This is a genomic window from Nostoc sp. MS1, assembly GCF_019976755.1.
Lineage (GTDB): Bacteria > Cyanobacteriota > Cyanobacteriia > Cyanobacteriales > Nostocaceae > Trichormus.
On sequence record NZ_AP023441.1, the window covers coordinates 3,927,614 to 3,947,329 of the forward strand.

Genomic DNA, 19,716 nt, shown 5'->3' on the forward strand with positions numbered 1-19,716 from the left:
GTTACGATTGCTTGAGTTTGAGCCTCATCAAAAATTGTCCATCGGGTTGAAAATCTTTCAAACTTCGGGTGTAGTCCTTTCTAGAGCATATGTTAGAAGAATGTAAATAGAATTTCCAGCTATTTCCATCTTTAACTTATCAACAGCGTAATTGGCGACTGTAGTTGGCAAAATACCCCGTGAGTTCATCTTAAGGCAGGAGATGAGGGGGATGAGGAGCAGAGGAAATAATAACTTAACACTCCCTACTGTATTCTCTTCCCTATCTCCCCCCACTTCCTCATCTCCTCCATATCTTCCCCATCCCCACTCTCCAAAATCCTGTGCCAAAATTAAACCAAACTTGAAACAAAAAGCGAAGTGGGGTTTTTACTCATTCCCAGGAGCAAGATTATGCAGGCGATTCGTCAAGGCGATGTTATTTTACTACCTGTGCAAGAAGTTACAGGAGAAATGATACCTCACTTAACCTTAGCGGAAGGTGAGGTGACAGGGCATAAGCACCGCATCACTGAGGGCGAGGCTCAATTATTTTATAAAGATGGCACACTTTACCTGCGTGTATTATCTGCGATCGCTTTGCTAACCCATGAAGAACATCAAGCAATTCCCATCCCTCAAGGTCATTGGATGATAAAAATTCAACGCGAATATGAGCCTGAAGGTTGGCGTTATGTCGCTGATTAACAATCCCAGCCTCTCTTAAAACCTCCGCGTTCCTTTGCGTTTAAAAAATCCTTCTCCAAAAAATCTTTATATTAAGAACAAATTTAAGTAAAAGATGATAAACCAGTTAACAACTGAGCAAGAGAGTTTAATTACTGTTTATCGAGAAAAGTGGCGCAATATTGCTCTTTCAACCCAACCAGTTAACCGGGATAAAGCTATAAAAACAGCAGAATTAGCATATTATTTACTTGGTAAACTAGTACCTGAAATTGTCTTTTTAGAAAGCCCTAATCAGTTTAATAATAATTTTCTAAAAATTGAGGTACACAATTTAATAGAAAAATCTTTAGTAAAACAAGTTCAAGTTCAAATAAATTTACCTCTTAAAGAGAAGATAAGCAGTCAAATCAATACCGAACTATTCAAAAAGATAAGAGGAAAAATCTATTATCCTTTTGGAGGTATAAGTATGAGATTATTAATGTCTATTAGCGAGAATAATTTTTTATCTTGGAATGATCTTCATTCCATAAAAAGATGGGTATATTATGCAACTTGTATTGATTATTGTATCTCTGTATTAGGTTGTAAATATCAGCATCATCTTTGGGAATTTTTGTTAGCACTCGCTCATGAATGTCCTTGGTTCTTTCCTTACAATCATGTTTGTATTATCTGCGATCGCCCCCTTCACATCCGCTTCGATAATCAAAATCAACTCCACGCCGAAGGCGAACCAGCCATAGAGTTTGCGGACGGATACAGCATCTACTCCTATCACGGCGTTACCCTACCGGAAAAATACGGCAAAGTCCACCCGCAGCGATGGCGATCGCAATGGCTATTAACAGAAACAAACGCCGAACTACGCCGCGTGTTAATCCAAAGCATTGGTTACGCACGTATCTGCCAAGAATTACAAGCAGTGGAACTAGATAACTGGGCTGAATATACCCTTTTACAGATTGACAACTCCATTGATGTTGAGCCAATCTTTTTATTAAAAATGACCTGCCCCAGTACAGGATTCGTCCACATTCTGCGGGTTCCACCTAAAACAAAATCAGCCCGTGAAGCCATCTGTTGGGTAAATTGGGGAGTCGATCCACAAGACTTCTCTATACAAACCTAATCGTTAATATAAAAATTTCGTATTTTACCATACATTTACACGAAAACATCGCCAAATGCTTTACTAATAATAAAGATGTGGTAATATTTAATTTTAGAGAAGTTAACGGTGATACCTATCTTGTTTTTAGAAATAATTGCAAGTAGCTCTCCGAATAAACATCTCTGCATCAATGGATTCTGGAGAGTTTCATGTCAATATACGTAGGGAACCTATCCTACAGCGTCACTCAAGACGACCTTACTAAAGTATTTTCCGAGTACGGTACAGTCACGCGCGTTCAGTTACCCACTGATAGAGAAACTGGGCGCTTGCGCGGTTTTGGTTTCGTAGAAATGGAATCATCAACCGCAGAAGATGCCGCCATTCAAGCTCTAGATGGTGCTGAATGGATGGGTCGTGTTATGAAAGTTAATAAAGCTCGTCCAAAGGAAGATAGACCCGCTCGTTCTGGCGGTGGTAGTTGGGGAAGAAATAGTGGTGGCTACTCCCGCCAATATTAAATCTTAACTAAAATTCAGTATTTGTATTGGCAGATCAGTGTTTGACTGGTCTGCTTTGTTGTTATTAGTCATTAGTTATTAGTCAACAGTCATTAGTTTTTTCTCCTCTGCTCTCCTGCTCCCCCATCTCCCTCATCTCCCCCACCTGACAGGTGTAGGTTTTTTACAATTAGGAGGAATTGAAGCAAAAGAAATCGTCAACAGGAGTATGAGGAAAAGCACTCCAACTGGGAAGATGAATAGGAAGATGGTTGAGTAAATCAGCAATCAGGGTCAACAGGCCTAACAAAAAACAAGAAATCTGACGCTGAGGATGAAGGTGGAAAGGCTGAGAAAAGACAACATGTCGAGGTGGAAGTTGTTCGAGAGTTGGGGGAGAAGATTGATTTTCCGCTTCGCCCCCCAGCATCACCATCCAAAGAGTGGCAACAGCGATGGCTAACCACAAACGTTCAGCACGTTGTGGTGAGAGCAAACGAGTATGATGCCAATCCCAACCATCTCCTTTGACATCCCGATAAACACATTCTGTAGAAGGACGTAAACCGTACCAGAGTGCAGAGGCGCTCGTGGGTTCAAGGTCAGTCAAAATCAACCAAGGGTCTTTGTAACCAAAATCCCAACGGGCAAGCAATGTACATTCAACGGGATTGGTGACAAAGCAAATAATTCGACCTGACCAAGATGTTCCAGGGGTACAAACCACATCTTTTAGTGGATGCCATGTATTCCCAGATGGCAGGCGATAAGTTCCTTGATGGTTAATACGTAAAAACGGATGCCAGCCAGCAGCCACAATCAATTCATACAACCAACAAGCATACAGTCCTCTGTCAGCAGTGACTATGACATCAAACTCAGTTGGGATGGCATCTTTGATTGCTGTGAGCAGATTGTGCCAATGCCCTTTCCAACTTCCTGGCTCATGTGCTTTGACCACACACCATGCTATCGGGATTCCACAACCCGCCAAGAGTATGTTTACTGATAAGACTACAAACTTATTGCCGATACTGGTTGCGTCTAGTGCTAGCGCAATACGCTTGATATTGGTAGGTAGCAAACTGATCACCCATAACAGCAATGGCGCAAAACAACTACTTACATCTAGAGTCCGACGATGAAGCCCTTTTTTGGCAGAGGCTTCCTCATACCATTCTTTTAATCTTTGACGTACTGTATTTGCCTTTTCTGAGTTGACTTGAGCTATGAATTTTGACACTTTGCTCAAGCTACTTGATCTTGTCATCACTATGCCAAAACTCCATGTTGCCAGCCCTACCACTTGTGGTAACGTCAGATGTGGCATTTTCTGTGACACTATATTTGTCCATTGTTTGAGGTACTCATTTTTCAGCATTTGAGCCTCTGTTTCACTTTGTCAGTCTGCTTTTATTTTCTGTCAAGCGTGAATGAATGCTCACACTCTTGTAAAAAACCTACACCTGTCAGCCCCCACTCCCTACTCCCTACTCCCTACTCCCCATTTATGTGCTATAGGATCAAAAAAGAGGTAAATCCAAAATAGACATGACTTCCACATTGCCTGAACCGCATCACAGCGACTCACCCAACTGGGAAGAAGAACTTGATAGCGCCATTTTTAGTTTTGAGGATATTCAAGCAGAACTTAACTATAAACAAGCACAGTCGGCGCTACGGAATTTAGTAGATAATATTGACCTCAGTTCTCAGGAAAAGGCGGGTTTAGAGTCACAAATCGCTGATTTGGAAACCATGTTAGGCAAGTTGGACAGCATGGTAGTACAAATTGCCGCTTTTGGGATGGTGGGACGGGGTAAGTCTTCCTTACTTAATGCTTTGGTTGGGGAAAGTGTATTTGAAACTGGGCCTTTGCATGGGGTGACTCGTGCGGCTCAACGGGTGAATTGGAGTATTAGCGAGGAATTGATTGGGGAAACTGAGCGGGCTTTGCGTGTTACTTTACCATCTGTGGGGCGATCGCAAATCGAATTAATCGACACTCCAGGCTTAGACGAGATTGATGGTGACACCCGCGCCGCTTTGGCGGAACAGATAGCTAAACAAGCAGATTTAATTCTGTTTGTCATATCTGGGGATATGACGAAGATTGAGCATGAGGCTCTTTCTCAATTAAGGGAAGCAGGTAAACCGATAATTCTTGTATTTAACAAGGTAGATCAGTATCCTGAAGCGGATAGGATGGCGATTTACCAAAAAATTCGAGATGAACGGGTAAGGGAGTTACTTACACCGCTCGAAATAGTCATGGCAGCTGCATCACCACTGGTAAAAACGGCTGTGCGCCGTCCTGATGGAAGTAGGGGTGTACAGGTACGTACAGGTAACGCACAAGTGGCAGAACTCAAGGTGAAGATTTTAGAGATTTTGCAACGTGAGGGTAAGGCTTTAGTCGCGCTTAACACGATGCTGTTTGCTGATAATGTGAATGAGCAACTGGTACAGCGTAAATTGATGATTCGGGAACAGAACGCCAATCAGTTGATTTGGAAGGTGGTGATGACTAAAGCTGTGGCGATCGCCCTCAATCCTGTTACAGTAGTAGATATACTTAGCAGTATAGTAATTGACGTTTCTCTCATTTTAGGTTTATCTAAACTCTACGGTATCCCCATGACCGAAGCTGGCGCTGTGCAATTGTTGCAAAAAATCGCCTTAAGTATGGGTGGTATCGGTGTTAGTGAACTACTAGCAAATTTGGGGTTAAGTGGGTTAAAAACTTTACTAGGACTTTCTGCTACGGCTACAGCAGGTGTTGCTATTGGCCCTTATATCTCAGTCGCACTAACTCAAGCTGGGGTAGCTGGTGTTTCTTCCTACGGTATTGGACAAGTTACCAAGGTGTATTTAGCCAATGGTGCGACATGGGGGCCAGACGGGCCGAAAGCAGTAATTAATCGAATTTTGTCTACCCTGGATGAAAATTCTATCCTCAATCGGATCAAAGATGAATTACAGGTAAAGCTCCATAGATAATATCAAAATAGTAGTTAATTGCAGATGCAATCCATAACTACAACAACAGTCATTCATAATTCTAATTACGAATTACGAATTAACCCCCACCGCATCTCTAACAAGATGACCATCTTCCATATAGACAATGCGATCGGCAATATCTAGAATGCGGTTGTCGTGGGTAACTAGGAGAATTGTACAGCCTTGCTCTTTTGCTAATTTTTGCATTAATTCTACGACATCGCGTCCTGATTGCTTATCGAGGGCGGCTGTGGGTTCATCAGCTAAAACTATTTTAGGCTGACTGACTAAAGCACGGGCGATCGCAACTCTTTGTTTTTGTCCTCCTGATAAGTTATCAGGATAATAATTCAGCCGATTTCCTAATCCTACTTCTTCTAACATTTCTTTTGAGCGAGTAATCATTTCTTGAGTAGAAACTCCTGGTTGCAATTCCAAGCCCATGCGTACATTTTGTAATGCTGTTAGGCTACCATGCAAATTATGAGCCTGAAATATATAACCATGATTACGTCGCGCTTGAGTTAATTGTTTACTATTAGCACCGCATAGTTCTTTTCCTAATATCCGTAAACTTCCAGACTGGGCTGAACGCAAGCCACCAACTAAAGTTAGTAGCGTAGTCTTCCCTGAACCAGAAGGCCCTGTCATAATAATAATTTCTCCTGCATTAATTTTGAGATTGATATCAAATAAAACCTGTTTCTGTAGTTGTCCGCTACCAAAGTAATGGTCAAGGTTTTGAATAAAAATAACAGGCTCAGGAGTATTGATAGTTTTCATAAATTACCAATTACGAATTAAAACATATCTGCCGGGTCAGCAGATTGTAATCTACGAGTTGCTATAGTTCCAGAGAGAATACACATAATCAGGGTTAATAATAAAACTATTAACGCTCTAAATACTGTCATATATACAGGTAAATTAGTAGCGTTAGCAGCTAATCTGTAAAGCCCTAAAGGAACAATAAACCCTGGAATAAAACCTAAGACTGCCAGAATTAATGCCTCTTCAAAAATTACCCCTAATAAATATGAGTTACCATAACCCATTGCTTTGAATGTGGCATATTCTTTAATGTGGGCATTAACATCAGTGGAAAGCACTTGATAAACAATAATCACACCCACCATGAATCCCATTGATACGCCTAAACTGAAAATAAAACCGATGGGGCTTTCTTTTTTCCAATAGTCTTCTTCAAACTTGACGTATTCAGCAAGAGTTAGAACTTTGACATCATCAGGTAAATGTGATTTTAAAGCCTCTGCTACTTGTTTTGGCTCATAACCCTGTTGGACATTAACCAAGCCCAAATTAATGCTTCCTGGTTGTCTTCTAGGAAACAGCCGCAAGAAATTTTCATCACTAGAAACTAAAGTTCCATCAGCACCAAAAGAAGCACCTAGTTTAAATAAGCCACTAATCGAGATGGTGCGTTTATCTACCTCAGTAGTAACAGTTTGCCCTGCATCAATTTGGCTAAATGCCTCGTTGTATTCACCCCTAGCCGCACGGTCAAAGACGAAATGATCTGGTAGCTTAATCTTATCTAGTTGATTATTGACCTCTGGAATGTTAAGTGCTGGTTGCTCAGGATTAAACCCAAGTGCTTGTACTGAAGTTTTACGGCGAGTTTGGGGATTTTTCCAAGTAATCAAACCGATATACATGGGTGCTGCTGACTTGACACCTGGTATATCCTCAGCTTGCAGCAGCCGTCGTCGGGAGAAGGTAGCGAGGTTCTGCATATTCCGACTTTGGGGGCTAATCAAAACTATATCTGCAAGCAATGCCCGATTAAGGCGAGTGTTACTGTCATACAGGGCGTTTTGAAAGCCTAACTGCATAAACATGAGGACATCCGCAAAGGCGATACCAGACAATGCAACTAAGAAGCGGTTTTTATGATAACTCAGTTGCAACCATCCTAGAGGTGTGCGTCGTTGTAATTCTTGAATGAATGTATTCATAGTTGTCAGTTAACAGTCATCAGTCAACATTTATTACTGCTTTGATTTGTAAATTGGTGAATTTGGCGGCTTTCTGGCTGGAAGGATTATCTAGTTGTACGTGGACTTCTACTACTCTGGAATCGATATTCTCGCTGGGATCGGTGTTGATGATGTTCTGCCTTTGTACTTTCCAGCCAACCCAAGCTACTGTGCCTTGTAATTTGCTGGGCAGTGAATTGCTGGATATCTCTACTTTTTGTCCTGGGCTGACTTTGTTGACATCGCTTTGATAAACTTCAACAACTGCATACATCTGGTTGGTTTGCCCAATCTCGACAATACCGTCGTTAGATACGACTTCACCAGAACGAGTATGAATATCGAAGACCACACCATCTTGGGGCGATCGCACATAAACTTGATCTAAGTTGGCTTTTGCTTGTTTGGCTGCCGCAACGGCACGGCTTACCTCTGCTGTGGCTGCTTCTACATCGATGGGACGCACTTCGGCTATTTTGTCTAAGGTGGCGGTGGCGGCGCTGACTTGTTTGCTACCAGTGGCGTTAATTTTAGATAAGGCTGTTTTGGCTTCGCTGATTTGCTTACGTCCAGTGCTATCAATCCTTTGCAGGTTGGCTTGGGCTTCGTTCAACTGCTGGCTAATGGTATCAACACTGAGCCGTTTGCTGTCATAAAGCGACTGGGAAATTGCACCATCAGTATAAAGCTGTTGATAGCGTTCCCACTCAACCTGAGCATTTTTGAGTTCTGCCTCTAATCTTTTAATTGTTGCCTGTTGGGCTGATTTCTCACCTTGCCATTGCGCCTCTAACCTAGCTACCGTTTCTTGTTGTTCTCTTTCATCGCCTGTTGTTTGCGCCTGAACACGGGCAATTTCGGCTTTTTGGGCATCTATTTCGCCAACTTTTGCCCCTTCGCGTACTTTCGCTAAATTCACCTGGGCAACCTTCACTGCTTCTTGGGCTTCTTGGTAGGCTGCTTCTAAGCGATCGCGGTTATCTAAAATAGCAATTACTTGTCCTGCTTTTACCCTGTCGCCTTCTTGAACTAATAGCTTTTCTACTCGACTTCCTTGTCCAGATGATGAAGGTGCAGAAAGTTTAATTACCTCGCCCTTCGGTTCTAACCTGCCTAAAGCTGTCACCGTTGTAATTCGTGGTGTACTGATTTGCAACACTTTGGTTGTAGGAGATGGCTGTGCTTGCTGCCATGAACTATAAGCTTTTGTGCCTGCGATCGCCAAACCTGCTACTGCCGCCACAATCACCAATTGCCGGGAATTACGCTTGAAGAATACGGAACCTTGATCTGCTACTTCGCGTACCATAAGCCCCTCTTTATGTTTAGAATGCGAAATAAACTATTTAGTTTAGTAATCTATTTTTTAGACTAAACGGTACATTACAATATGTCAAGTGGCAGTAAAAATCTCTATAAATCACATCACTTATCGGTCTAAGCTGGTTTATTTAGCCAAGATATAAAAATATGAATAAGAGAAAGGCTCGGATAGAAAGTAATAATAATGACCGCTTGCCATCAGCAGAGAAGGTTGATGCAATTCTCAATGGTGCAATGCAAGAGTTTCTGGCTCATGGTTATACAGCAACCACAATGGATAGAGTTACAGCAGTTGCAGGTGTATCGAAAACCACTGTATACAGCTACTTTCAAGACAAAGAAGGATTGTTTGTAGCTTTAATTGAACGCCTAGCACAAGAAAAATATTTTGCTATCCGAAATCCAGAGTTCTTCCAAGGAGAACCTCATATAGTTCTGCGACGTATAGCTACAAATATTTTTACTCAAATGGAGCAAGAGCCAGAATTTTTAGGACTGGTAAGGGTGATTATTGGCGAATCTGGTAGGTTTCCATCGTTAGCTCAAACCTTTGTGCAGAACATAGATAAAGCTGCCATAAAACTTCTCAGCCAATATTTTGCTGACCATGAAGAATTACAATTACCTGATCCTGAAGTAGCTGCACGTATTTTTCTCGGTACATTGGTGCATTTTATTATTCTTCAGTATATGCTACATGGTCAAGATATTTTACCCATGCAGAGCGATCGCCTGATTGACAACCTAATTAACTTAATTACTATCAATCTCTGCAAAAACCCATCGACGGATAAGTATTCTGGTACAAGGCAAAAATCAACCAGACGTAAGCGTAGCGCTTCAGGTAAATTCAAGATGGACTACGCTTGTGAACCTAAACAGCTACGTTCTGTGAGATTGACGGATACAGCTTGGGAAAAGTTAGCAGAAATAGCCGAACAACATAATTTAACTCGTAGTGAGATGATTGAAATCTTTGCTCGTAAAGGTTTCTCTGGCAATCCAGATGATTCTTAGCCTGTGGTTAGCCCTACACTATTGTATATACATGGTAAAACAATATATGAATTTTGTATATACATGGTAAATCATATTTGCCTACAATACTCTACTGACAAGCCTGTCCAGTAACTGGGGCTATTGCTTCAGCCATCTTAATGATTTGCTTAGGAGATTTATTATAATTAACGATTAAGCGAGGAATTTCATAAGGATTATTCTTGCAGGTGTAGTTGAGAGTTTCATCATTATATAAATACGCTGATAAATAATATCTAGAAACATAGCTTTCTACTTGTTTGTTATAAGCTCCATAAGGATAAGCAAAATGAGATGCTACCTTTTGCTGTGGGTCTAAATCTTGCGTACATCTCCTCAAGATAGTCCTAGCTTGTAAAAGCTCACTAATAAGTTCTCGTCGTGCTAATGTTGTTAAATCTCTATGATTTAAGCCATGAGATTGAATATCATAAAAACCTTGTTGTAAACCTGTTCTCAATTCTTGACAACTCAAGTGTGTTTTACTATCACTTGCCTTCTGAACCAAACGGCTAGGATTAATAAATAAGACTATCTTTACTTTCGTGCCATATTTCTTTTCTAATTTTAATAAAATTGGCAATAACTTTGTGTGTACTGATTTATATCCATCATCAAAAGTGAGCATAATTGGCTTCTTTCGACGATATTCTGCTGGAACAGTTTGCGACTTAGTTATAAAAAAATCATATAAATCTTGGGTACTAAGGAACCAGTAATCATTAACAATTAAAGTTTCTAATAATTTCTCTAACTCTTGCTTTGAGTAGTGCATCTCTTCAGGCACTAAAGTAGATGTAGATAATGTTTTATTATTTTTATTATCTAAAATGCCATGAAATCCCAAAATAGGAACAGTAGGTTCAATATAACTAAAATTAATGGCAGCTAAAGAAATAATAGCAACGAAAGCTATACTAAAGGGAAAATTTTGAGTCTTAACTGTCATTTTGGTAGTAGTAATGCCCTGATATGGTAGTGAGAAATATTTTTAGATTAATATCCTTGTCGACCTATTTTGTCAACAAAGATAGGAGTAGGTAAATATAGCAAGAGGCAGGAGGGGGAGTCCTAATGGCTAGTTTTGAAGATAGGAGAATGTCTGTACCTCGACGTTATAACCAAGAGAGGTTTTTAAATCTGTACAAAGCTAAGAACTACTCAAGCGAAGTGCTTGACTCACTAGGGATGATGTAATTAGTTTTTAGTAAGTGCTAAGGAGTGTAACAACTCCTTTTTTATGCTGTTTGTGTGGTAGATGATTATAGCGTTTCCCATTGTGGCGAGCTACAAAATCACCCCTCCCCGCAGTGGCTTGAGGGTGCGCGATAGCGCGGGTGGGGTGTATTTCATATGCTTGGGAATTGCTATAATTGAAAATGTAGAGACTGCTTAAGCGATTATAAATGAATGTCCTCTACTACCATAACTCACATAAAAAAATCGCATAGATTTTTCGTCATCAGTATAAGCAATGGGTGTAAATATTTTTTTACACCCATTAACCACAAAAGATTAACTCAAAACTTACCTAAACAGTAGTTTCATGTTTATACAAGTTATGTCTTATGTCAGAGGCTGTATAAGGCTGTAATGTATGCCAGGAACGAGACTTGAACTCGTGACACGAGGATTTTCAGTCCTCTGCTCTACCAACTGAGCTATCCCGGCTTGGGCTTTTTCTTAGCCACGATTAATAATCTTAGCGAACAAAAAGTCGTTTGACAAGGGTTTTAGAAAAAAATTTATGCCGCCCTAAATCGTAACTTTACCCAAGTAAACACAGTAACGAACAGAAGGAACTGGATCAGCACAATACTAGGTCCAGAAGCAAGGTTGAAAGCGCCTGATAAAACGATGCCAACGATGCTACTAATAGCGCCGACTAAGACTGAAATGAACAGGAAACGGCCAAAGTGGTGACTTATCAACTTAGATGTAGCAGCCGGAATGACTAAAAAAGCATTTACCAGTAAAATTCCTACAGCTTTAATCGCTACAGCTACGGCTAATGAAAGCAAGACCACGAAACCATAACGGTACAATTGCACAGGAATACCTTGAACTTTGGCTACATCCTGGTTAAGTGTTAGTAAAATTTGCTGTTGTAGGGTTGAGAGTAAAAAAATACTACTGGTTACAAGTATCAAAAACGTCAAAATTAAGTCTGTCGTGTCAATAGCTAAAATATCGCCAAATAAAACACCCATTAAGCTTCCGCGATATCCTTGAATTAAGCTAGTGAGAATCACACCGATCGCTAACGCACCTGAGAGAACTATACTAAGTACGCTATCGCTACCCAAATCAGTCTGATCAATTAAATAAAGGACAACAACGCCAAAAACTAGAGTAAATGGTAGTAACATCGAAGTCGGGTTAACTTGGAGTAATACACCCAACACAACCCCTACCAATGCTGCATGACCAACTGCATGGCTAAAAAACGATAGCTGGCGCAGGGTGACAAAACTTCCCAGTAAACCCCCCAATACTCCCATTAAAACAGCACCTGCGATCGCACGCTGCATAAAAGGGAATTGCAACAAACTTACTAAATCTTGAATACTCGCTGTACCAATAAGCCAGTAGAATAGATGAGAGAGATTAATAACTATAATTTGCACTTCTCGAATTTGTTTTGAATTGTTTAATGGTGATGTTCATAACGGCTAAAACCAGGACCGTAGGTTGCTAAAAGGTTTTGAGGAGAGAGTGCTATTTCTGGCTGACCTGTACAAACAAGAGTTTGATTGAGGCAAAGCACGCGATCGCAATGGCGGCTTACCATATCAATATCATGGGAAACTTGTAAAACTGTCCAACCTTCCTGTTGTTTTAATTCGTCTAACATAGCATAAAAATCTGCTGCACCCTGCATATCAACTCCAGCAAAGGCTTCATCTAGAATTAGAATTTTGCGAGGTATAACTAAACAGTAAGCTAGCAATACTCGCTTGAGTTGACCACCACTAAGAGTGCCAATTATTTGATTACTTAAATGGTAAGCGTCGGTTCTATTTAAAGCTGCTGCAACTGCTGCTGATTTTTCTCGATTTTGATAACGTATTTTTGAGAAGAATGAATGTTTTTTACTGTCTTCTGCAACCCACCCTAAACCTACCAATTCTGCAACAGAAATAGGAAAACTGCGGTCAAAAATAAAATTTTGTGGCATGTAGCCTAAAAGATGACGTAAATTTCCTAATCTAGCGATAGGTCTGCCAAAAATCTCAATCTTACCCGCGCTACGGGGAATCAAATCTAAAATTGCTTTAACTAAAGTACTTTTACCCGCACCATTAGGGCCGACTATTGCTGTATCTGTCCCTGGTGTTAACTCAAAGGAAACATCTCGAATAGCTAAATAATTTCCTTGATATACGCTCAAGTTTTCTACTTTTAAAATGGGCAATGTCATCAGTCGTATCGGGAAAATAGAGAGTGAGGAATACAAAGCAGGACAATTGTGAATTGTATAATACCTATTTACAAGCTGCTTCTAGCTTTTGTAAGTTATTTTTCATGGCTTGAAAGTAGTACTGTGGATTTGTTTCACCATTTTCTATAGAACTTAGAGGATATAAAGTTAAATCCAAATCTTTAGAGAGACTAGTAAGTAATTTATTATCTACTCCCGGTTCACTAAATAAAGCCTTTACCTTGTAATTTTTGACTGTATTAACTGTTTTTTGTACATCTGTCGGTGAAAGTTGATCCTCTGGAATTTGTACTACAGCTACTTGTTTAAGGTTATATCTTTGGGCTAGATAAGGAAAAGCATCATGGAAGGTTATAAAGGTACAGTTGGCAGTATTCTTTAAGCCTTGCTGAAATTCATTATCTAAATTGTTCAACTCCTTTATATAAGCATCGGCATTGGTTTGGTAAGTGGTCTTATTAGCAGGATCAGCTGCAATTAATCCGTCCCGAATATTTTTTACTTGCTGTTTTGCTAATACGGGATCTAACCAAACGTGGGGATTACCTTGAGAATGTTCATGATTTTGGTCTTTTGTTGCTGTTTTTACAACAGGTGAAATCTCATTTACAGCTTTAATATTTTTGCTGGCATCTATTTGAGTAAGTTGAGGATTTTGGGCATTTTTTACCGTATTATCAAGAAATTCTTCCAAACCTAAGCCATTTTCGACTAAAACATTAGCTGTGGCGATCGCTTTTACAGTATCAGGTGTAGCTTGATATTCATGTACTTCAGTACCAGGAGGTAACAAAATCGATACATCTGCTGCTTCTCCTGCCACAGCTTTAGTAAATAAATATACTGGTAATATTGTCGCTACTATTTTAATTTTCGGCTTTTGTGCTGATGGACTTGTTGCAACGTCCTGTGCTGTAGGTAACTGTGCAGCAGTTCTTTGATTGGTATCAGATTTACTACAGCCAAACGCAACGGATAAAGTCAGCAAAGTTATTAAAAACAAGAGACGATTTCGCCGCCCACCTCTTGTAAACCCGATGCGAGTCCAAATCACGTACTTTACCCTCCCTCCATATAACTGCTGTTTTTATCATCATTCTTGTTTTTGATAATGATGCTCATTATACATAAGACATATTATAATAATTCTCATTCTCATAAAATAGACACATTAATTTTTGTTTGCAATCACTGTGTAAATTCATTTTGTATAGATGAATAACGAATCCCTGACTTTATTGGTGACAATAATTCCCAAGTGCTGGTAATATCTTGAAAAGACTTGATTAAGCAAAAATGCTCTCACGTAAGTTTGCTATAGGCATGACTAAGGACAAAATGCGTGTGAGTAAAGTATGTGTGTGAGGATAAAAATGCAAAAGTTTTGCAAGTATTTGTTAATTAACCCAGCAATTTGTAGCCTAATACTGTTTTCTGGTGCTGTTTTTGGTAAAGAAACACCTGCGACAACCCAAATAAATCAACCCCTAGAAATAGCTAACACAAACCCAGAGTTTGATGGTGCAACCCCGTCAGGGGCAATGTCACAAGTTACATCAGTATCTCAATTTTCTGACGTACAACCTACAGACTGGGCATTTCAAGCATTACAATCACTGGTAGAACGTTACGGTTGTATTGCTGGGTATCCCAATGGGACATATCGTGGTAATCGTGCCTTAACAAGATATGAATTTGCAGCTGGTTTAAATGCTTGTCTCGATAGAGTTAACGAACTCATTGCTACCGCCACAGCTGAGTTAGTCAGAAAAGAAGACTTAGCCGCATTACAAAGGCTACAAGAAGAATTTGCTGCGGAATTAGCAACGTTAAGAGGTAGAGTTGATGCTTTAGAAGCGCGTACTACTGAACTAGAAGCAAATCAATTCTCTACTACAACAAAATTGCAAGGACAAGTTGTCGCAGTTATCAGCGATGTTTTAGGTGGCGATCGCGTCAATGGTGAGCGAATCCAAGATAAGAATACCACTCTTGGAGTACGGGCGCGAGTAGAATTTGTCACCAGTTTTACTGGTCAAGACACATTGTTCACCAGAATCCAGACCAATAATATTGTTAGCCCCAACATTAACACTCCAGAAGGAAACCTATTTTTTGGTTTACCTCTGGAAGATGCTAGTAATGAGGCTATCATCGATGCGCTGTGGTACTCATTCCCTTTAGGAAAAAACACACAAGTTAAACTGATTGCTAATGCAGGTGCAGCAGACGACTTGACGAATACGGTAAACCTTTTTGATGGAGATGGTGCTTTTGGTGCTATATCCACTTTTGGTACACGTAACCCAATTTACGGACAAATAGCTGGTGCAGGTTTAGGTGTAAACTATCAGTTTAATGATAGGTTAGCTCTGAGTCTTGGGTATTTGAGTGGAACACCTAATGATCCAAGCTTTGGTAGTGGTTTATTTAATGGGTCTTATGGTGCTTTAGCACAGCTGACCGTTAAACCAAGCGATCGCATCACTGTAGGGTTAACATACATCAACTCCTACAATCAGCCACTACTCACAGGAAGTAATAGGGCAACCTTTGCCAATTTAGCAGAATTGCAAGGCCTGGATGAAGCTGCATTTTCCAGCAATTCCTATGGTATTCAAGCATCCATCGGACTCAGCGATAAGATAGTTTTAGGTGGCTGGGCAGGTTATACTAATAGCCGCAACCTGACTGGAGTGCGTGGGGACGTTGATATTTGGAACTATGCAGTTACCCTTGGCTTCCCCGACCTGGGCAAGAAAGGTAACTTAGCTGGTATTATTGCTGGGATGGAACCAAAAGTAACGAGTTCTAGCATTGCTGCATTAGACAAGGATAGAGATACTTCCTACCATCTAGAAGCGTTCTATCAATACAAACTGAGCGACAATATTACCATCACTCCAGGAGTTATCTGGCTAACATCACCAGACCACAATGATGATAATGATGATGTCTTCATAGGTGCTTTGAGAACCACATTTAGTTTCTAGTTGCTTAAAAATTACTCAAAAGACGTAAAGAGATTCTTTGCGTCTTTTTGATTGGGAAAGTATTGTATATGCAAATCACGCCAATCAGAAAATCTGTGGAAATTACTGAAAATTTTCAGTATACTTGTAATTAGTTAGTAACTAAGCTTTGTTGTACAACCTCATAACACCAATAAAAAAGACCAGCCTCCCACAGCTGGTCTAAGTCTATTGTTTATGCGTTGTCTTCTCATAGAGTTAAAACCCTGTTGCGTATTCCCAAAATGCAACGGGCAACTTTTCTTAACAATATTGTAACAGCCAACACAGTTTTTTTGAAAAAATTTATCGAAAAAAGATATATCTTAAGGTAGTCAGCCTCTATCTTTCAGAATATTTTAAAAATGTCAATAGGCTGATATGGAAAGTGTAGATTTTCTCCACTCGTTAACCACAGTCAGCTATAGAAGGCTGGTGGAATAGGATTGAAGTAAGGGTATACACTTAGATGAGAGCGCCTACTGACCATAAAGAATAAATACTAGGAAGGTTGCTGTATTATCTCCAGTTCACCTTGAGAATTAAGTTTCAGCAACTTGATAAATCAGAACTATTGATTATTCAGCAAAGGCAAGAACTTCTTAATCAATCCTATGGTCACTGCTGGGAGTTCTAACTGTGGAGTTAACCCTACATCATCCAACTCTTGGAATACCTTGATGGCTTGAGGATTCTGTTGTGCCAAACGCCTGCCAATTTCTGGGCCTGTGAATTGAGACTTTTGACCCCAGATAATGACTGTAGGTGTAGTTAACTGTTGAATATAAAGCGATAAATCAAAGCATAAATCACCCCGGACAAATGACAAAGCAGCATACTCAGCATGAGGCTGCTGGGCAGACTGGAGATAAGCTTCGACAATTTCGTCATATACTCGGTTAGATTGAGCAAATTGTCGTTGTTCTAAGAAACTCCGAATACCGCCGCTAGTGGCAATACCCGTACTGTATAGGAAGCGGTCGACTAGAGGAACACTAACAATTTGAGCAAAAATGCTCCGAGTGTAGTCCTCACCGAAATCAGAGAGTCCGGCTGGTGTAACAAGAATTAAAGACTTAAATAATTCAGGATGTGCGATCGCTACTCTAATAGTAAAGGCTGCCGTTAAGGAAGATGCGATCGCTGTTACTGGTTCAGCGCAAGTTTGCCCAAAAAACTCACGGATAGTCGTTAAATAATCTTCAATCTGATAATTCCGTTGTGGATGTTCAGATTGACCCCAACCTATCAAATCAGGTGCTAATATACGATACTGCGCTGCGAAGGCAGGATAGACTTTCGACCATTCATAAGCAGAAGAACCACCGCCAAAACCATGTAGAAACACTAAAGTTTCTCGGCCATCAGCCTGATCATCTCCTTGCCAAAGTGACCCAGCGTTAGTGTAATACACAATTTTACCTAGAGAGGTAATTATAGAGCGTTGCTCAAATCCTAGTGGTTGAAACATAGTGTTAGTTATTTGTCATTGGTCATTAGTCCATAGTCAACAGTCCATCGTCATTAGTTATTCTCCTTCATCCTCCGCTCGATTACCGCGTAGCCAAATTACATTTCTCAATTGCCATTATCGATGAACATACAAGGTTGGCACCTCTAGCCAGCGCCAGATTAAGCAGATGTAAAATCACTGGCTTGCTTATGAAGATTTTGTGATTTTTTTTTCATCAATCGAAAGAGTCTGTCCCTGTAATTACCAAATACCAAGGTTCACTTAAGTTGAACCTTGGTAGCGACTATCACTTAGCTAATATTGTTTTAGCCGTTTTTTATGATAGTCTACAGAAAACTTACGGATAATTGTGGGTGTCTATACTTTGTTAAAGCGATTATAAGCGATAATTATTAGTTATTTGTTCGCCCATGAAAAAATAGCCGTCAGTAATTTTGTGATTCTCTAGGTAATGGTAAGGCGGGGTATTGTGGGTAAGCAGGCTACTCTTCAAACAGATGAAGTACCACAATTTGAAGACAATACATTTGTACGTAGTCAATTCGATGTGCAGAAACAAATCGTCACTTCTGTCAAACGGAGTCAATCGGATGCAGAAATTGACAACACGATAGAAGCACCAACTTGTGTGTGTTTGAATTTAGAAGATTTGAAGTGCTTTGAAGTGGTAGAGCATCAGTATGAATACTGTGGCGTAATTTTTGGTAATTCTATTGCTATACAACCATCAAATCCTGCTTTTCCTACTAATTCAGGGTTAACAGTATTAATGGGTGCGCCTAAAAGCGGATTTCTAGAAGCGAAGTTTTTGCGTCCGGTTAGCAAAGTAAGTGCTTGTATTACTAGCTCTCAAAGACTAGTAATGTCTGCTTACGCTCGCGATCGCCAATTACTAACCCAAAGTATATTGCCTAGTGCCAATCTAGCTAACTCTGACTCAGTATTACCTCCCAATAGCCCATTATTTGTAACAACTCAAAACATTTACTCTGTTACATTCTGTGCATTTGACGGACAATTTACATTAAGTGACTTTTGTTTCTATGTCTAAGCACAGCCTGGAAAAATTTTAATAGTAAAATTACTCGATCTACTTCAACCCAGGTATTCTTATAGAGTATTATTGATTGTCGATTTACAGTATTTGGTATTGAAAAAACACCAATAGTCTGAGTAAAACTCAGGATTTATTAATGGATTTCAATACCAAGTAAAACTTATACATTAGACAATCTTGTAATGTTAGGTAGGTAAACACTGTGGTAAAGGCTCTGTCTTCTTGGCAGCAATTAATCAACCAGATGCCCGACTGGCTGCTTCCAGAGCTTAAGACTAAAGCCACCAAGCGGCGAAATTATCAGCATCTTTCAGAACTAAATGGTTTTTTGATATTGCTGGTAATTCTCGTGGCTATGCTGTTGTGGAACTGGAAACTTCTATTAGCACTTCTGGTTGGTGTTGGCGTAATGTTATTAGTCTACTCAATGCAGAAATGGGACTGGAGATTACGCTGGGTAGAACTGCAAAAGCTTTTTAACGGGTCAAATCGCCGATTAGTGATAGCTGTAGGTAGTGGAGGAATAGCTACTGTCAGTACTTATATGGCTGCGGCAATTATGGCTGATTCCCCTAGCCCTTGGATAGCGGCTGGTGCGATCGCTCAAGGAATAGGAACCTTATTGACTATAATTTTGCTAGTCTGGCAACTTATCAAATCCTATGCTGGCAAGGAGGAAAATAACTTTGAGCAGTTATTCCTCAATCTTACAGAAAAAGACTCTTTAAAGCGCTTAGTAACTTTACGTAGAATCACTAAAATAATTAAAACGCAAAAAATTGACTCAGAATTGCAGCGAGAAATTACCCAATGCTTGCAGTTGCTACTAACTCGTGAAGAAGAACCGATAGTTAGAGAAGCAGCTTTTGAAGGTTTACAAGCCCTAGAGCCATTACAACCACTGCAATCTCAACCTATGTCACCGCTAAAGCCTCTGTCAACTAAAGTGAAAGCGCAAGCTTAGGGACTGGAAAGATGAGGGAGATAAGGGAGTAATCAATTCAAAATTCAAAATTCAAAATTCAAAATTCAAAATTAAAGAGTTCTGCCTTTTGACTAATGACTATGGACTAATGACTAATGACTAA

At 40.0% G+C, this 19,716-nt stretch carries 19 protein-coding genes and 1 tRNA gene; 9 read left to right on the forward strand and 11 right to left on the reverse strand.

The window, feature by feature from the left end:
- Nucleotides 1-57 precede the first annotated feature (57 nt).
- A complete protein-coding gene (locus NSMS1_RS16990; protein ID WP_224085829.1) occupies nucleotides 58-330 on the reverse strand; it encodes a hypothetical protein in 273 nt (90 codons plus the stop codon).
- A gap of 63 nt (nucleotides 331-393) precedes the next feature.
- Between NSMS1_RS16990 and NSMS1_RS16995 the strand changes: the two genes are divergently transcribed.
- The 3 genes from NSMS1_RS16995 to NSMS1_RS17005 all read left to right on the forward strand — a co-directional run bounded on the left by NSMS1_RS16995 (nucleotide 394) and on the right by NSMS1_RS17005 (nucleotide 2,304).
- Nucleotides 394-687: a hypothetical protein gene (locus NSMS1_RS16995; RefSeq protein ID WP_224085830.1), complete on the forward strand. Its 294-nt coding sequence runs from the start codon at nucleotides 394-396 to the stop codon at nucleotides 685-687.
- Between the two features lie 94 nt (nucleotides 688-781).
- Nucleotides 782-1,801, forward strand: a complete 1,020-nt coding sequence (locus NSMS1_RS17000) for a DUF6745 domain-containing protein (RefSeq protein ID WP_224085832.1) — start codon at nucleotides 782-784, stop codon at nucleotides 1,799-1,801.
- Nucleotides 1,802-1,992: 191 nt separating this feature from the next.
- Nucleotides 1,993-2,304: an RNA recognition motif domain-containing protein gene (locus tag NSMS1_RS17005; protein ID WP_224085834.1), complete on the forward strand. Its 312-nt coding sequence runs from the start codon at nucleotides 1,993-1,995 to the stop codon at nucleotides 2,302-2,304.
- 169 nt (nucleotides 2,305-2,473) lie between these two features.
- Here the strand turns inward: NSMS1_RS17005 and NSMS1_RS17010 are convergent, their stop codons facing one another.
- On the reverse strand, nucleotides 2,474-3,664 hold the full coding sequence (locus NSMS1_RS17010; RefSeq protein ID WP_224085836.1) for a transposase: 1,191 nt from the start codon (nucleotides 3,662-3,664) through the stop codon (nucleotides 2,474-2,476).
- Nucleotides 3,665-3,834: 170 nt separating this feature from the next.
- Between NSMS1_RS17010 and NSMS1_RS17015 the strand changes: the two genes are divergently transcribed.
- Nucleotides 3,835-5,283 (forward strand): GTP-binding protein, encoded by a 1,449-nt coding sequence (locus NSMS1_RS17015; protein ID WP_224085838.1) that lies wholly within the window; start codon nucleotides 3,835-3,837, stop codon nucleotides 5,281-5,283.
- A gap of 72 nt (nucleotides 5,284-5,355) precedes the next feature.
- On the opposite strand, the gene NSMS1_RS17020 is transcribed toward NSMS1_RS17015, so the two are convergent.
- From NSMS1_RS17020 to NSMS1_RS17030, 3 genes are read right to left on the reverse strand one after another with little or no spacing between them, the layout of a single operon-like run.
- Complete coding sequence (locus NSMS1_RS17020; protein WP_224085840.1) at nucleotides 5,356-6,069, reverse strand: DevA family ABC transporter ATP-binding protein; 714 nt, start codon at nucleotides 6,067-6,069, stop codon at nucleotides 5,356-5,358.
- A gap of 17 nt (nucleotides 6,070-6,086) precedes the next feature.
- A complete protein-coding gene (devC, locus tag NSMS1_RS17025) occupies nucleotides 6,087-7,262 on the reverse strand; it encodes an ABC transporter permease DevC (protein WP_224085841.1) in 1,176 nt (391 codons plus the stop codon).
- A 19-nt stretch (nucleotides 7,263-7,281) separates the two neighbouring features.
- A complete protein-coding gene (locus tag NSMS1_RS17030; RefSeq protein ID WP_224085842.1) occupies nucleotides 7,282-8,592 on the reverse strand; it encodes an ABC exporter membrane fusion protein in 1,311 nt (436 codons plus the stop codon).
- Nucleotides 8,593-8,753: 161 nt separating this feature from the next.
- Here NSMS1_RS17030 and NSMS1_RS17035 point away from each other — a divergent pair, with 161 nt between their 5' ends.
- A complete protein-coding gene (locus NSMS1_RS17035) occupies nucleotides 8,754-9,623 on the forward strand; it encodes a TetR/AcrR family transcriptional regulator (RefSeq protein WP_224085845.1) in 870 nt (289 codons plus the stop codon).
- A 91-nt stretch (nucleotides 9,624-9,714) separates the two neighbouring features.
- Here NSMS1_RS17035 and NSMS1_RS17040 read toward each other — a convergent pair whose 3' ends face one another.
- Nucleotides 9,715-10,593, reverse strand: coding sequence for a polysaccharide deacetylase family protein (locus tag NSMS1_RS17040; RefSeq protein ID WP_224085846.1), 879 nt, complete (start codon nucleotides 10,591-10,593; stop codon nucleotides 9,715-9,717).
- A 125-nt stretch (nucleotides 10,594-10,718) separates the two neighbouring features.
- Here NSMS1_RS17040 and NSMS1_RS35125 point away from each other — a divergent pair, with 125 nt between their 5' ends.
- Nucleotides 10,719-10,841: a hypothetical protein gene (locus tag NSMS1_RS35125; protein WP_263432516.1), complete on the forward strand. Its 123-nt coding sequence runs from the start codon at nucleotides 10,719-10,721 to the stop codon at nucleotides 10,839-10,841.
- A gap of 401 nt (nucleotides 10,842-11,242) precedes the next feature.
- Here the strand turns inward: NSMS1_RS35125 and NSMS1_RS17045 are convergent.
- The 4 genes from NSMS1_RS17045 to NSMS1_RS17060 form a co-directional block, all read right to left on the reverse strand.
- A tRNA-Phe gene (locus tag NSMS1_RS17045) sits at nucleotides 11,243-11,315 on the reverse strand.
- A gap of 74 nt (nucleotides 11,316-11,389) precedes the next feature.
- Nucleotides 11,390-12,175 (reverse strand): metal ABC transporter permease, encoded by a 786-nt coding sequence (locus NSMS1_RS17050; protein WP_224095260.1) that lies wholly within the window; start codon nucleotides 12,173-12,175, stop codon nucleotides 11,390-11,392.
- Between the two features lie 119 nt (nucleotides 12,176-12,294).
- Nucleotides 12,295-13,065: a metal ABC transporter ATP-binding protein gene (locus NSMS1_RS17055; RefSeq protein WP_224085848.1), complete on the reverse strand. Its 771-nt coding sequence runs from the start codon at nucleotides 13,063-13,065 to the stop codon at nucleotides 12,295-12,297.
- Nucleotides 13,066-13,129: 64 nt separating this feature from the next.
- Nucleotides 13,130-14,140 carry a metal ABC transporter substrate-binding protein gene (locus NSMS1_RS17060; RefSeq protein ID WP_224085851.1) on the reverse strand — a complete coding sequence of 337 codons (1,011 nt, stop codon included), beginning with the start codon at nucleotides 14,138-14,140 and terminating at the stop codon, nucleotides 13,130-13,132.
- Between the two features lie 319 nt (nucleotides 14,141-14,459).
- Between NSMS1_RS17060 and NSMS1_RS17065 the strand changes: the two genes are divergently transcribed.
- Nucleotides 14,460-16,079, forward strand: coding sequence for an iron uptake porin (locus tag NSMS1_RS17065; RefSeq protein ID WP_224085854.1), 1,620 nt, complete (start codon nucleotides 14,460-14,462; stop codon nucleotides 16,077-16,079).
- Between the two features lie 589 nt (nucleotides 16,080-16,668).
- Here NSMS1_RS17065 and NSMS1_RS17070 read toward each other — a convergent pair.
- A complete protein-coding gene (locus NSMS1_RS17070; RefSeq protein ID WP_224085858.1) occupies nucleotides 16,669-17,568 on the reverse strand; it encodes an alpha/beta fold hydrolase in 900 nt (299 codons plus the stop codon).
- Nucleotides 17,569-18,022: 454 nt separating this feature from the next.
- Between NSMS1_RS17070 and NSMS1_RS17075 the strand changes: the two genes are divergently transcribed.
- Nucleotides 18,023-18,622, forward strand: coding sequence for a hypothetical protein (locus tag NSMS1_RS17075; RefSeq protein WP_224085859.1), 600 nt, complete (start codon nucleotides 18,023-18,025; stop codon nucleotides 18,620-18,622).
- A 208-nt stretch (nucleotides 18,623-18,830) separates the two neighbouring features.
- Nucleotides 18,831-19,592 carry an armadillo-type fold-containing protein gene (locus NSMS1_RS17080; protein WP_224085861.1) on the forward strand — a complete coding sequence of 254 codons (762 nt, stop codon included), beginning with the start codon at nucleotides 18,831-18,833 and terminating at the stop codon, nucleotides 19,590-19,592.
- The last annotated feature ends 124 nt before the right edge of the window (nucleotides 19,593-19,716 follow it).

What these genes read in the sequence shown, in the direction of transcription:
- NSMS1_RS16995 (WP_224085830.1), top strand. Translation starts at nt 394, where the DNA reads ATGCAGGCGATTCGTCAAGGCGATGTTATTTTACTACCTGTGCAAGAA.
- NSMS1_RS17000 (WP_224085832.1), top strand. Translation starts at nt 782, where the DNA reads ATGATAAACCAGTTAACAACTGAGCAAGAGAGTTTAATTACTGTTTAT.
- NSMS1_RS17005 (WP_224085834.1), top strand. Translation starts at nt 1,993, where the DNA reads ATGTCAATATACGTAGGGAACCTATCCTACAGCGTCACTCAAGACGAC.
- NSMS1_RS17010 (WP_224085836.1), bottom strand. Translation starts at nt 3,664, where the DNA reads ATGCTGAAAAATGAGTACCTCAAACAATGGACAAATATAGTGTCACAG.
- NSMS1_RS17015 (WP_224085838.1), top strand. Translation starts at nt 3,835, where the DNA reads ATGACTTCCACATTGCCTGAACCGCATCACAGCGACTCACCCAACTGG.
- NSMS1_RS17020 (WP_224085840.1), bottom strand. Translation starts at nt 6,069, where the DNA reads ATGAAAACTATCAATACTCCTGAGCCTGTTATTTTTATTCAAAACCTT.
- devC (WP_224085841.1), bottom strand. Translation starts at nt 7,262, where the DNA reads ATGAATACATTCATTCAAGAATTACAACGACGCACACCTCTAGGATGG.
- NSMS1_RS17030 (WP_224085842.1), bottom strand. Translation starts at nt 8,592, where the DNA reads ATGGTACGCGAAGTAGCAGATCAAGGTTCCGTATTCTTCAAGCGTAAT.
- NSMS1_RS17035 (WP_224085845.1), top strand. Translation starts at nt 8,754, where the DNA reads ATGAATAAGAGAAAGGCTCGGATAGAAAGTAATAATAATGACCGCTTG.
- NSMS1_RS17040 (WP_224085846.1), bottom strand. Translation starts at nt 10,593, where the DNA reads ATGACAGTTAAGACTCAAAATTTTCCCTTTAGTATAGCTTTCGTTGCT.
- NSMS1_RS35125 (WP_263432516.1), top strand. Translation starts at nt 10,719, where the DNA reads ATGGCTAGTTTTGAAGATAGGAGAATGTCTGTACCTCGACGTTATAAC.
- NSMS1_RS17050 (WP_224095260.1), bottom strand. Translation starts at nt 12,175, where the DNA reads ATGCAGCGTGCGATCGCAGGTGCTGTTTTAATGGGAGTATTGGGGGGT.
- NSMS1_RS17055 (WP_224085848.1), bottom strand. Translation starts at nt 13,065, where the DNA reads ATGACATTGCCCATTTTAAAAGTAGAAAACTTGAGCGTATATCAAGGA.
- NSMS1_RS17065 (WP_224085854.1), top strand. Translation starts at nt 14,460, where the DNA reads ATGCAAAAGTTTTGCAAGTATTTGTTAATTAACCCAGCAATTTGTAGC.
- NSMS1_RS17070 (WP_224085858.1), bottom strand. Translation starts at nt 17,568, where the DNA reads ATGTTTCAACCACTAGGATTTGAGCAACGCTCTATAATTACCTCTCTA.
- NSMS1_RS17075 (WP_224085859.1), top strand. Translation starts at nt 18,023, where the DNA reads ATGGTAAGGCGGGGTATTGTGGGTAAGCAGGCTACTCTTCAAACAGAT.